The organism is Streptomyces sp. NPDC058683, from assembly GCF_042716195.1.
Taxonomy (GTDB): Bacteria; Actinomycetota; Actinomycetes; order Streptomycetales; family Streptomycetaceae; genus Streptomyces.
The window spans coordinates 85,845-99,168 of the sequence record NZ_JBHXSK010000037.1; the positions used below are offsets into that span (position 1 = coordinate 85,845).

General features: G+C 70.1%; 9 protein-coding genes. All 9 read left to right on the top strand.

Annotation, left to right across the window (positions count from 1 at the left end):
* The first annotated feature begins 86 nt into the window (after positions 1-86).
* The 9 genes from ACFWXC_RS34725 (at position 87) to mrdA (ending at position 13,319) form a co-directional block, all read left to right on the top strand.
* A complete protein-coding gene (locus ACFWXC_RS34725; protein ID WP_384484932.1) occupies positions 87-2,711 on the top strand; it encodes a valine--tRNA ligase in 2,625 nt (874 codons plus the stop codon).
* Positions 2,712-2,877: 166 nt separating this feature from the next.
* On the top strand, positions 2,878-5,322 hold the full coding sequence (locus ACFWXC_RS34730; RefSeq protein ID WP_384484934.1) for a SpoIIE family protein phosphatase: 2,445 nt from the start codon (positions 2,878-2,880) through the stop codon (positions 5,320-5,322).
* A gap of 55 nt (positions 5,323-5,377) precedes the next feature.
* Positions 5,378-6,880, top strand: coding sequence for a bifunctional folylpolyglutamate synthase/dihydrofolate synthase (locus ACFWXC_RS34735; protein WP_384484936.1), 1,503 nt, complete (start codon positions 5,378-5,380; stop codon positions 6,878-6,880).
* 2 nt (positions 6,881-6,882) lie between these two features.
* A complete protein-coding gene (locus tag ACFWXC_RS34740) occupies positions 6,883-7,257 on the top strand; it encodes a DUF4233 domain-containing protein (protein ID WP_384484938.1) in 375 nt (124 codons plus the stop codon).
* Positions 7,258-7,324: 67 nt separating this feature from the next.
* Positions 7,325-7,738 (top strand): nucleoside-diphosphate kinase, encoded by a 414-nt coding sequence (gene ndk / locus ACFWXC_RS34745; RefSeq protein WP_362575699.1) that lies wholly within the window; start codon positions 7,325-7,327, stop codon positions 7,736-7,738.
* A 320-nt stretch (positions 7,739-8,058) separates the two neighbouring features.
* Positions 8,059-9,078: a rod shape-determining protein gene (locus ACFWXC_RS34750; protein WP_099928866.1), complete on the top strand. Its 1,020-nt coding sequence runs from the start codon at positions 8,059-8,061 to the stop codon at positions 9,076-9,078.
* A gap of 163 nt (positions 9,079-9,241) precedes the next feature.
* Positions 9,242-10,264, top strand: coding sequence for a rod shape-determining protein MreC (gene mreC, locus ACFWXC_RS34755; RefSeq protein ID WP_384484940.1), 1,023 nt, complete (start codon positions 9,242-9,244; stop codon positions 10,262-10,264).
* Positions 10,265-10,279: 15 nt separating this feature from the next.
* Complete coding sequence (mreD, locus tag ACFWXC_RS34760) at positions 10,280-10,957, top strand: rod shape-determining protein MreD (RefSeq protein ID WP_384484942.1); 678 nt, start codon at positions 10,280-10,282, stop codon at positions 10,955-10,957.
* A gap of 94 nt (positions 10,958-11,051) precedes the next feature.
* The gene (gene mrdA, locus ACFWXC_RS34765; RefSeq protein WP_384484944.1) at positions 11,052-13,319 is read left to right on the top strand and encodes a penicillin-binding protein 2; all 2,268 of its coding nucleotides are present in this window, start codon (positions 11,052-11,054) and stop codon (positions 13,317-13,319) included.
* The last annotated feature ends 5 nt before the right edge of the window (positions 13,320-13,324 follow it).

Genomic DNA, 13,324 nt, shown 5'->3' on the forward strand with positions numbered 1-13,324 from the left:
ACAGGAGGCTCATGGCGCGGGGGTGCTCACCGTTACAGAACAAACGCGTTTCGGGACTGCCCCGTGACACCTCTAAACTGAGCCCCGTGACCGAGAACGCTCAGCAGCAGCCCACAGCGCCCAGCACCGAACTGCCGACCCAGTACGCGCCGGCCGACGTAGAGGGGACGCTGTACGAGCGCTGGGTGGAGCGCGGGTACTTCGAGGCGGACGCGAAGAGCGACAAGCCGCCCTACACCGTCGTCATCCCGCCGCCGAACGTCACGGGCAGCCTGCACCTCGGGCACGCCTTCGAGCACACCCTCATCGACGCCCTCACCCGCCGCAAGCGCATGCAGGGCTACGAGACGCTGTGGCAGCCCGGCATGGACCACGCCGGCATCGCCACGCAGAACGTCGTCGAGCGGGAGCTGGGCAAGGAGGGCAAGTCCCGCCACGACCTGGGCCGGGAGGCCTTCGTCGAGCGCGTCTGGCAGTGGAAGGCCGAGTCCGGCGGACAGATCTCCGGCCAGATGCGCCGCCTCGGTGACGGCGTCGCCTGGTCCCGTGAGCGCTTCACCATGGACGAGGGTCTGTCCCAGGCCGTCCAGACCATCTTCAAGAAGCTCTACGACGACGAGCTGATCTATCGCGCCGAGCGCATCATCAACTGGTGCCCGCGCTGCCTCACGGCCATCTCGGACATCGAGGTCGAGTACCAGGACGACGACGGCGAGCTGGTCTCCATGAAGTACGGGGAGGGGGACGACACGATCGTCGTCGCCACCACCCGTGCCGAGACGATGCTCGGTGACACGGCCGTCGCCGTGCACCCCGACGACGAGCGCTACAAGCACCTCGTCGGCAAGAACATCCGCCTCCCGCTCACCGAGCGTTTCATCCCGGTCGTCGCGGACACCCACGTCGATCCGGAGTTCGGCACGGGCGCGGTCAAGGTCACCCCGGCCCACGACCCGAACGACTTCGAGATCGGCCAGCGCCACAACCTGCCGAACATCGCCGTGATGGACGAGCATGCGGTCATCACGGTCCCGGGTCCGTTCCAGGGCCTGGACCGGCTGGAGGCCCGCTCCGCCATCGTCGCCGCGCTGCGCGCCGAGGGCCGGATCGTCGCCGAGAAGCGGCCGTACGTCCACTCGGTCGGCCACTGCTCGCGCTGCAAGACCACCATCGAGCCGCGGCTGTCCATGCAGTGGTGGGTCAAGGTCGGCCCGCTCGCCAAGGCCGCCGGTGACGCGGTCCGCGACGGCCGGGTCAAGATCCACCCGCAGGAGATGGAGAAGCGGTACTTCGACTGGGTCGACAACCTCCACGACTGGTGCATCTCGCGGCAGCTGTGGTGGGGTCACCGCATTCCGGTCTGGTACGGCCCGAACGGCGAGGTCGTCTGCGTCGGCCCCGACGACGAGGCCCCGACCGGCGAGGGCTGGCACCAGGACACCGACGTCCTCGACACCTGGTTCTCCTCCGGCCTCTGGCCCTTCTCGACCCTCGGCTGGCCCGAACAGACCGAGTCGCTCGCGAAGTTCTACCCGAACTCCGTCCTGGTCACCGGCTACGACATCCTCTTCTTCTGGGTCGCCCGGATGATGATGTTCGGCCTGTACGCGATGGACGGCACCCCGCCGTTCCACACCATCGCCCTGCACGGCATGGTCCGCGACCAGTTCGGCAAGAAGATGTCGAAGTCCTTCGGCAACGCGGTCAACCCGCTGGACTGGATGGACAAGTACGGCTCGGACGCGCTCCGGTTCACGCTCGCCCGCGGCGCCAACCCCGGCGTCGACGTCCCGATCGGCGAGGACTGGGTCCAGGGCTCGCGCAACTTCGCCAACAAGATCTGGAACGCCACGCGCTTCGCGCTGATGAACGGCGCGACGGTGCAGGGCCCGCTGCCGGACGCCTCGGAGATGTCGGCGACCGACCGCTGGATCCTCTCCCGTCTCAACGCGACGGTCGCCGAAGTCGACGCGCTCTACGACGACTTCCAGTTCGCCAAGCTCTCGGACGTCCTGTTCCACTTCGCGTGGGACGAGGTCTTCGACTGGTACGTCGAGCTGTCCAAGACGACGTTCATGGCGGGCGGCGAGCCGGCGAAGGTCTCCGGGCGGGTCCTGGGCGAGGTCCTGGACGTCACCTTGCGCCTCCTGCACCCGATCGTCCCCTTCGTCACCGAGACGCTGTGGACGACGCTGACCGGCGGCGAGTCGGTCGTCATCGCCGAATGGCCGACCGACTCCGGTTTCCGTGACGCGGGCTCCGAGCGTGAGATCGAGACGCTTCAGCAGGTCATCACCGAGGTCCGCCGCTTCCGTGCCGACCAGGGCCTCCAGCCCGGCCAGCGGGTCCCCGCCCGGCTGACGCTGGACGGCACGGCCCTGGCGCCCCACGAGGCGGCCATCCGCCAGCTGCTGCGCCTCCAGCCGGAGGGCGACGCCTTCGCGGCCACGGCCACCCTCCCGGTCGCCGGCGCCACGGTCGCCCTCGACCTCTCCGGCACGATCGACGTGGCGGCGGAGCGCAAGCGGCTCGCCAAGGACCTCGCGGCCGCCGAGAAGGAGAAGGCCCAGGCGACGGCCAAGCTGGGCAACGAGGCCTTCCTGGCGAAGGCCCCGGACAACGTGGTGGACAAGATCCGCGGCCGGCTGGCCAAGGCGGACGAGGACATCGCCCGGATCCAGGCCCAGCTGGACCGCCTTCCGCAGGCATGACCCGCACGCCCCCGCAGGCGTCCGCCAGCCCGTTCCCCGGGCCGCCGGGCGCCTGCGCGCATTTTCTCCGTCACCAAGCACGGACCGGCCACCGCCCTACAATCCAAAAGTAGGAACATGACCCTAATGTTCCGTTTTGATGCTTCGTGGCGGAGGGAACGCCCGCATGCTGCGCAGGGGCCGAACGACGACACCTCCGCAAGGGGGACTGGTCCCCCTGACGGCTGTCACGGGTGCCCTGCTCGCCCTGCTCATCGGTCTCGTCTTCCTGATGCTGCTGTGGGCGATCCAGGACGCACGCGGCTCCCTGGTGACCGCCCGGGGCGGCCGGCCGGCCCTCACCCAGGCCCTGGCCGTCGAGAAGGCCGTGCTCGACATGGAGGGCGGTCAGCTGCGCTACGTCATCACCGGGAAGGACGAGTTCCTCGAACCGTGGCGGACGGGACGGGCCGAGTTCCCCGTGCAGGCACAGCGGCTCGTGGACATGAGCCCCTCCCTCTCCCAGCAGCGGCTCGCCCGGCAGATCCGGGAGTCCGGGCAGTCCTACATCGACGACTACTCGGTCCCGCTCGTCGACGCGGTCCGGCGCGGTGATCCCGATGCGGGCAGCAATGCGCGCACGCGCGAGGGCAGGGAGCTCGTCGAGGAGCTCCGCGGCCAGCTCAGCGACTACCTCGGCGACGAGCGCGTCGTCATCAACAAGCAGGAGCGTGCCCTCGAACACCGGATGGACCGGCTGACCTTCGCGGCATCCATCGGTGTCGCCGGGGCGGTCCTGCTGATCGTCGGCTACGGCGCCTACGTGACCCGGGTGATCGTCTGGCCGGTGCGCAGAATGGCCGTCACCGCCACCCGGCTCGCCGCCGGTGACCTCAGCGCACGGGTGCCGCCCTCCGGCAGACGGGAGATCGGGCAGCTGGAGACGGCGTTCAACACCATGGCCGCCTCCCAGGAGAAGAGCCACCGCCGGCTCCGGCTGCTCTACGACGCCGGTACGGCCGTGGGCACCACCCTCGACGTGCGGCGCACCGCCGACGAACTCGTCCGGGTCGCCGTCCCCCGCTTCGCCGACCACGTCACCGTCGATCTGGCGGCAGCCGTCCTGACCGGCGGGGAGCCGGCGGACGACGACGGCACGGGCCTGCGCCGGGTCGCCCGGGGCGGCATCCGCGAAGGGGCGCCGCTGGACCCGGTCGGCGCACCGGCCGCCCTCTGCCGGGCCGCCCCCGGCAGCGGCGCCGCCCTCCACTCCGACCTGCGCACCGCCCCGGCGGGGTGGGCCGCCGACACCCGGTGCGCGGACCGGCTCCTCGCCTACGGCATGGGCTCGCTGATCACCGCGCCGCTGTCGGCACAGGGCGTCCCGATGGGGATGATCGCCTTCTGGCGGACCCGGGACTCCCCGCCGTTCGAGAAGGACGACCTGTCCGACGCCGAGGAACTGGCCGCGAAGACCGCGGCCGCCATCGACAACGCGCGGCGCTACACCCGGGAACGCGAGACCGCGCTGGCCCTCCAGCACAGCCTGCTGCCGCACAGCCTGCCCGCCCGGCCGGCCGTCGACATCGCCTACCGCTACCTCCCGACCGGCACCCGGGCCGGAGTCGGCGGCGACTGGCTCGACGTGATCCCGCTGTCGGGCACCCGGGTGGCCCTGGTCGTCGGAGACGTCGTCGGCCACGGCATCCAGGCCTCGGCCACCATGGGCCGGCTGCGTACGGCGGTCCGCACCCTCGCCGACGTCGACCTGCCGCCGGAGGAGCTCCTCACCCACCTCGACGACCTCGTCCTCCACCTCGACGACGGCGCCCTGGAACCGGCCGGAGAGGTCGGCTCGACCTGCCTGTACGCCGTCTACGACCCGGTCTCGAGGCGCTGCTCCCTCGCCAGCGCGGGCCATCCGCTGCCCTTCGTGATCACCCCGCAGGGCGTGGTGGAGAAGGCCCCCGGCCAGGCCGGACCACCGCTCGGGCTCGGCGGACTGGCGTTCGAGACGACCGAGCTGGACCTCGCCGGAGGCACCACCCTCGCGCTGTTCAGCAACGGGCTGGTGCACTCCCGGAACCTCGACCTGAGCCAGGGCCTCGACCTGCTCCGCCGTGCGCTGGCGACGCCCGGGAAGTCGCTGGAGGCGACCTGCGACCACGTGGTGGCAGCCCTGCGCACCGGCGAGCCCGCCGACGACGTCGCGCTGCTGCTGGCCCGCACCCGCGCCCTGCCCTGCGACCAGGTGGCCACCTGGGACGTCCCCGCGGACCCCGAGCACGTCGCCCGGGCCCGGACCCTGACCACCGGCCAGCTCGGCGCCTGGCAGCTGGACGACCTGTCGTACACCACCGAACTGGTGGTCAGCGAGCTGGTCACCAACGCCATCCGCTACGGCGGCTCCCCGATCCAGCTGCGCCTCATCCGGGACACCACGATGCTGATCTGCGAGGTCTCCGACGGCAGCAGCACCGCCCCCCACCTGCGACGGGCCCGCGTCTTCGACGAGGGCGGCCGCGGCCTGCTGCTGGTCGCCCAGCTCACCCAGCGCTGGGGCACCCGGCAGACCTCCGTCGGCAAGACCATCTGGTGCGAGCAGACCCTGCCCACCGCCGGGCCCTCCTAGCCCGCCGGGCCCTCCTGGGCCGCCGGGCGCGTGCCGGGCTCCGTAGACTGGTGCCGTGAGTGATCTGCCTCCGCGCGACCCCAATGACAGCTTCGACGAGATCATCGAGGCCGAGACGGACCGCGACCCCGATCTCGCGGTGATCGAGGCCGGCAGCCGGACCCTGCGTACCCAGGGCGGCCCGGCGCAGGCCGACGTCCCGGGCCGCCCCGAGGACCCCGAGGTCGACCGGGCCCTGCGCGAGGTCGAGGCGGAGCTGGCGACCCGCTGGGGCGAGACCAAGCTGGAGCCCTCGGTCACCCGGATCACCGCCCTCATGGACGTCCTGGGCGAGCCCCAGCGGGCGTATCCCTCGATCCACATCACCGGCACCAACGGCAAGACCTCCACCGCCCGCATGGTCGAGGCCCTGCTCGGCGCCTTCGACCTGCGCACCGGCCGCTACACCAGCCCCCACGTGCAGTCGGTCACCGAGCGCATCAGCCTCGACGGCGCCCCGATCTCCGCCGAGCGGTTCATCGAGACCTACCAGGACATCAAGCCGTACGTCGAGATGGTCGACTCCCGGCAGGAGTACCGGCTCTCCTTCTTCGAGGTGCTCACCGGCATGGCGTACGCGGCCTTCGCGGACGCCCCCGTCGACGTGGCCGTCGTCGAGGTCGGCATGGGCGGCTCCTGGGACGCCACCAACGTCATCGACGGGGACGTCGCCGTCGTCACCCCCATCGACCTCGACCACACCGACCGGCTCGGCGAGACCACCGCCGAGATCGCCGGCGAGAAGGCCGGGATCATCAAGCAGGACGCCACCGTGATCCTGGCCCAGCAGCCGGTGGACGCGGCCCAGGTGCTGCTGAAGAAGGCCGTCGAGGTGGACGCCACGGTGGCCCGCGAGGGCCTGGAGTTCGGCGTGGTCGCCCGCCAGGTCGCCGTCGGCGGGCAAGTGCTCACCCTGCGCGGCCTCGGCGGCGAGTACGACCAGGTCTTCCTCCCGCTGCACGGCCCCTACCAGGCCCACAACGCGGCCGTCGCGCTGGCGGCCGTGGAGGCGTTCTTCGGCGTCGGCTCCCAGCGCCCCGAGCCCCTCGCCGTCGACACGGTCCGCAAGGCGTTCGCGGCGGTCACCTCGCCGGGCCGCCTCGAAGTCGTCCGGCGCTCTCCCACCGTCGTCCTGGACGCCGCGCACAACCCGGCCGGCGCCCGCGCCACCGCCGAGGCGGTCGGCGAGGCCCTCGACTTCAGCCGGCTGATCGGCGTGGTCGGGGCCAGCGGCGACAAGAACGTCCGGGGCCTCCTGGAGGCCTTCGAGCCGATCTTCGCCGAGGTCGTGATCACCCAGAACTCCAGCCACCGCGCGATGGACGCGGACGAACTGGCCGCGGTCGCCGTCGAGGTGTTCGGCGAGGACCGCGTCCAGGTCGAGCCGCGGCTGCCCGACGCCCTGGAGGCCGCGATCACGCTGGCCGAGGAGGAGGGCGAGTTCGCGGGCGCGGGGGTGCTGGTCACCGGCTCCGTCATCACCGTCGGCGAGGCCCGGCTGCTCCTGGGGAGGCGCTGACGATGCGTACGCTCTGTGCTTCCACCCTGATCGGCGAGTTCTTCGTCATCGGCTTCGCGGCGCTGGTCGCCATCAAGGACCCCGACCTGTCCACCGCCACGGTGTGGCTGGTCAGCGGCATCGCGATGGTCTTCTGCCTGGCCCTGTGCGGTGTGATCACCCGCCCCGGCGGCATCGCCCTCGGCTGGGCCCTGCAGATCGCCCTGATCGCCTCCGGCGTCTTCGTGCCGACGATGTACTTCCTGGGCGTGGTCTTCGCGGCCCTGTGGTGGGCGTCGGTGCACTACGGCAGGAAGATCGACGAGGCGAAGGCGCGCTTCGCCGCCCAGGCGGACCGGGCGGACCGGTCTGCGGCCCCGGGAGCTGACACTGCGTGACGGGCGTCCGGACCAGCCCTGTAGCCTCTCCTCACCGCACACGTAAGTACCGCGAAGGAGCCCTCACGTGACTCAGCGCACCCTCGTCCTGCTCAAGCCCGACGCCGTCCGTCGCGGCCTGACCGGCGAGATCATCGGCCGTATCGAGCGCAAGGCCGACTGGCGGATCACCGCGCTGGAACTGCGCTCCCTGGAGCGGGCGACGCTGGAGCAGCACTACGCCGAGCACGTCGGCAAGCCGTTCTACGAGCCGCTGGTCGAGTTCATGGCCTCCGGCCCGGTCGTCGCCCTGATCGTCGAGGGCGAGCGGGTCATCGAGGGCATCCGCGCGCTGGCCGGTCCCACCGACCCGATCGCCGCCGCGCCGGGCTCCATCCGCGGCGACTTCGGCGTGATCGTCCGCGAGAACCTGATCCACGCGTCCGACTCCGAGGAGTCCGCCGAGCGCGAGGTCAAGATCTTCTTCCCGGGCCGCGCCTGACTCCCCGGGACGGGGTCCGTAGAGTTTCCGTAGATTTTTCTGACTGAACGTCAGTCCGCTACTCCGTCTGGCCTGGGACGGTCGAATGATTTCGGCCGTCCCTCGGCATATGCGTGCCGTTCGGGGGAACGAGTGCCCCCGTCGGACCGTCTCCACAAGCGAGACGGCCCCGCACGTGCTGACAATGGCGAAGACCCTCGCGCGGTGTTCGTGCAGGCGCGTCTACGATGGAAGCCTTCACGTCACAGCACCAACTTCGCCGACCTGAAATGCCCTCAAAAGCTCCCGGGAAGGCCAGACGAATCCTGATGGGGAACTCAATGTCGTTCATCGGCCGTGACATGGCTGTCGACCTCGGGACCGCCAACACGCTGGTGTACGTCAGGGGTCGCGGGATCGTACTCAACGAGCCGTCCGTCGTCGCGATCAACACGAACACCGGTGGAATTCTGGCGGTCGGCGCGGAAGCGAAGAAGATGATCGGGCGCACGCCCGGCAACATCGTCGCCGTACGTCCGCTGAAGGACGGTGTGATCGCCGACTTCGAGATCACCGAGCGGATGCTCCGCTACTTCATCCTGAAGATCCACAAGCGGCGCTACCTGGCGCGGCCGCGGGTCGTCGTGTGCGTGCCCTCCGGTATCACCGGTGTTGAGCGCCGCGCGGTGATCGAGGCGTCGTCGCAGGCCGGTGCCCGCCAGGTGCACATCATCGAGGAGCCCATGGCGGCCGCCATCGGTTCCGGCCTGCCGGTCCACGAGGCCACGGGCAACATGGTGGTGGACATCGGCGGCGGCACCACGGAGGTGGCGGTCATCTCGCTGGGCGGCATCGTCACCGCCCAGTCGATCCGTGTCGCGGGCGACGAGTTGGACAACGCGATCATCCAGCACATCAAGAAGGAGTACAGCCTTCTTCTCGGTGAGCGGACGGCCGAGCAGATCAAGATCACGATCGGTTCGGCGTACGACCTCGACGACGACCAGCACACCGAAATCCGCGGCCGGGACCTGGTGTCCGGGCTGCCGAAGACCGTCGTCATCTCGGCCGCCGAGGTCCGCAAGGCGATCGAGGAACCCGTCAACGCGATCGTGGACGCCGTCAAGACCACGCTGGACAAGTGCCCGCCGGAGCTGTCCGGTGACATCATGGACAGGGGAATCGTTCTGACCGGCGGCGGAGCACTGCTGCGCGGTCTGGACGAGCGGCTGCGCCGGGAGACCGGCATGCCGATCCACATCGCCGAGGACCCGCTGGACAGCGTGGCGCTCGGCTCCGGCAAGTGCGTCGAGGAATTCGAGGCGCTCCAGCAGGTCCTGGACGCCCAGCCGCGCAGATGACGTAACTCTTCGATTCCGCCGTACGAGATGATCCCCTCTCGTGCGGCGGATCGTTGATATGGAGGCATAGGCTCGCACGAACGAGCTTCCTCCCCCTGACTTTCCCCCGATTCACCGCACAAGCTCCCGCAGGTTCCTATCGAGGAAGGCACGGCCGCCGCACGTGAGGGACACGAAAGAGAGCCGGCTGCTCCTGGTGCTGCTGATCGCGATCGCGTTCGCGCTGATCACGGTGGACATCCGAGGTGGCAGGAACTCCCCGGTCGACGGCGCCCGGCAGGCCGCGGCCGCGGTCTTCGGCCCGATCGAGAACGGCATGTCGACGGTGGTGGACCCGGTGGGCAACGCCGTCTCCGCCGTCCGCGACTCCGGTGCACGGCACGACCGGCTGGCCCGGCTGGAGAAGCAGAACGCGACCCTCAAGGCGAAGCTCGGCAGCAACGACCGCAACCGCAGCCGCCTGGCGCAGCTCGACAAGATGCTGAACATCGCCGCCGAGGGCCAGTACGGCATCAAGGGCGCCCAGGTCATCGCCATAGGGTCGGCGCAGGGCTTCTCCTGGACCATCACCATCGACGTCGGCGCCAACGACGGCATCAAGCGCGACATGACCGTCCTCAACGGCAACGGCCTGGTCGGCCGCGTCACCACGGTCGGCCCCGACGCCTCCACCGTCCTGCTCGCCAACGACCCCGACTTCACCGTCGGCACGCGCATGGAGGGCAGCGACGAACTCGGCTTCGCCTCCGGGCAGGGCGACCGCCCGCTGCGCGTCGAACTCCTCAACGGCAAGGCCGAGGTGAAGAAGGGCGACCGGCTCGTCACCTTCGGCTCCCAGGCCGACCGGCCCTTCGTGCCCGGCGTCCCGGTCGGCACGGTCTCCAGCGTCGACCCGTCCAACGGCGGCCTCACCCGCACCCTGTACGTCACGCCGTTCGTGTCCTTCACCAAGCTCGACATCGTCGGCGTGGTCGTCGAGGCGCCGAAGAAGGACCCGCGCGACGAGGTGCTCCCGGCCAAGCCGAAGCCGACGCCGATCCCGACGGTGACCGTCACGGTCACCCCGTCCGCGAGCGCGAACACGGACGCGAACACGGGATCGGACTCGGGCACGGACTCAAGCACCGACTCGGGCACGAACTCGGGCACGGACGAGACCGACACCAACGACCAGCAGCAGCGGTAGGAGCTGAATCCCTTCATGCGTGTCAACCGGATCCTGCTCTCCACCGCCCTGGTCGTCGTCGCCCTGGTGGTCCAGGTGAGCGTCCTCGCCCGCCTCCACCTCCCCGGTGCCGTCCCCGACCTGATGCTGCTCACCGTCCTCGGCCTCGCCATGGTCTACGGCCATGTCGGCGGCGCCCTCGTCGGCTTCGGCGCCGGACTGCTCGCCGACCTCGCCCCGCCCGCCGACCACGCGGCCGGCCGTTACGCCCTGGTGCTGTGCGTCGTCGGCTACTTCGCGGGCCTGATCAAGCCGGAGAACGGCCGGCTGAAGTCCGCGACCGGGCCGATGCTCGTCGTGGTCGCCGCCGCCATCGGCTCCACCCTGCTGTACGCGAGTGTCGGCGCCCTCGTCGGCGACACCGCCGCCCGCCACGTCGGCATGACCAGCCTGCTGATCAGCGCCGCCCTCTACGACCTGCTGCTCGCCCCCTTCGTGGTCCCCGGCATCATGTGGCTGGCCCGCCGCGCCGACAGCGACCCGCTGACGGAGGCCAACTCCGGCACCAGGTCGGGCGACATCTCCTCCGGCTGGCTCTCCTCCGGCACCGGACTGCGCATCGGCGGCCAGCGCGGCGGCCTCGGCTCCCTGAAGGCCAGGGCCCGCACCCGCAACGTCCGCGTCGGCCGCATCAAGGGGGTCAAGCGCCTGTGAGCGCAGGGGAGTTCACCCGGCGGCCCGGCGGCGCCGCCCACAGCTTCGTCGTATATGACACATACGTACAGCACTGAGAGGGGGAGGCAACCCAGTGACCAATATTCCCGAGACCGGACGGACCCCACGGGTCCAGATCCGTCTCGTCGTCATCCAGATCCTGGTCCTCTCCCTGCTCGGCACCCTCGGCGGCCGCCTGTGGTACCTGCAGATCCGTGAGGGCGCCGAGTACCAGAAGGAAGCCTCCGGCAACCACGTCCAGCAGGTCGTCGAGCCCGCCGTACGCGGCTCGATCCTGGACGCGCGCGGAGTCCCCATCGCGGACAACGAGACCCGGCTGGTCGTCTCCGCCTCCCGTACCGACCTGCTCAAGCAGGCGGACGACGGCAAGGCGGTCCTCACCAAGCTCGCCGGCGTCCTCGGGATGAGCCCCACCGAGGTCATGCAGAAGGTCCGCCTCTGCGACTCCAAGACCCCGCAGCCCTGCTGGAACGGCTCCCCCTACCAGCCGATCCCGATCACCGACGAGGCCACCGCCAAGCAGGCCCTGCAGATCCGCGAGCGCGCCGAGGACTTCCCCGGCATCACCGCCGAGCCCGAGGCCGTACGCCGCTACCCGGCCCCCGGCAAGTCCAACACCTCCCAGGTCCTCGGCTACCTCTCCCCGGTCACCGACGACGAGATCCAGCAGGCCCAGAACACCAGCTCGCCCTACCTGCGTTCGGACATGGTCGGCCGCTCCGGCCTGGAGCGCCAGTACGACAAGGAACTGCGCGGCAAGGCCGGCGTCACCCGCTACGAGGTGGACAACCTCGGCCGGGTCATCGGCAAGGCCAAGTCCGATGCCGCCGAGCCCGGTTCCAACCTGGTCACCAGCATCGACTCCCGGGTCCAGCGGGTCGCCGAGTACGAGCTGGACAACGCGATGAAGGTCGCGCGCAAGCAGTACGACAAGATCACCCAGGAGAACTACAAGGCCGACTCCGGCGCCGTCGTCGTGATGGAGGCCAAGACCGGCCGGATCGTCGCCATGGCCTCCGCGCCGACCTACGACCCGAACGTCTGGGTCGGCGGCATCTCCGCCAAGGACTACCAGGCCCTCACCGGCAAGAACTCCGACTACCCGCTGCTCAACAGGGCCATACAGGGTCAGGCGGCGCCCGGTTCGACGTTCAAGGTGGTCTCCACGGCCGCCGCGGTCCAGGCCGGCTACGTGTGGGACGGCGGCTACCCCTGCACGAGTTCGTACTCGGTGGGCGGCCAGGTCTTCAAGAACTTCGAGGGCGAGAACTTCGGCCCGATCTCGCTCGGCCGCGCCCTGGAGGTGTCCTGCGACACCGTCTTCTACGGCCTCGCCGACCGCGAGTGGAAGAAGGACGGCGGCATCAACCCGAAGAAGGGCGAGCCCAAGGACTGGTTCTTCAAGACCGCCCACCAGTTCGGCCTCGGCAAGGAGACCGGCGTCGACCTCCCCAACGAGGTCACCGGCCGGGTCCCCGACCGCCAGTGGAAGCTCGACTACTGGAAGGCCAACAAGGACGCCTGGTGCAAGTCCGGCAAGAAGGACGGCACCTACGTCGAGAAGATCGAGTACGAGAACTGCCTCGAAGGCAACAAGATGCGCGAGGGCGACGAGATCAACTACTCCATCGGCCAGGGCGACACCCTCGTCACGCCGATCCAGGAGGCGATGATCTACGGCGCGGTGGCCAACGGCGGCACCGAGTACCAGCCGACCATCGGCAAGGCCATCATCAGCGCCGACGGCAAGTCCGTCCAGGAGATCAAGCCCAAGGCGCTGCGCAAGCTGCCCGTCAGTCAGGCCGCTCTCAAGGGCATGGACGAGGCCTTCGCGGGCGTCATCACCCGCGGTACGGCCGCCTGGAAGTTCGGCGGCTGGCCGCAGGACAAGATCGCCCTGCACGGCAAGACCGGTACCGCCGAGGTCTACGGCAAGCAGACCACGTCCTGGCTCGCCACCTACACCAAGGACTACACGGTCATCATGACCATCGCCCAGGCCGGTACCGGTTCCGGTGCCTCCGGTGAGGCGGTCCGCAACATCTACAGCGCGCTGTACGGCGTCGGCGCCGACGGCTCCGTCGACAAGTCGAAGGCGCTGCTCTACAGCCCGCAGCAGGGCCTGCCGAAGGTCCGCACGGACGGCACCATCGCCTCCCCGAAGATCTCCAAGGACCCGGTGAAGGACTTCCAGGCGAGCCAGCAGAGCGACAAGGGCGACGACGGCCAGCAGACCCCGGCCACCACGTCCTCGCCGTCGACGGGCAACCGCGACACCCGAAGGCGGGCGCGGAACACCCGGAACACCCGGAAGAGGGGAAGCCGGAGGATGCCGACGTGAGAAGC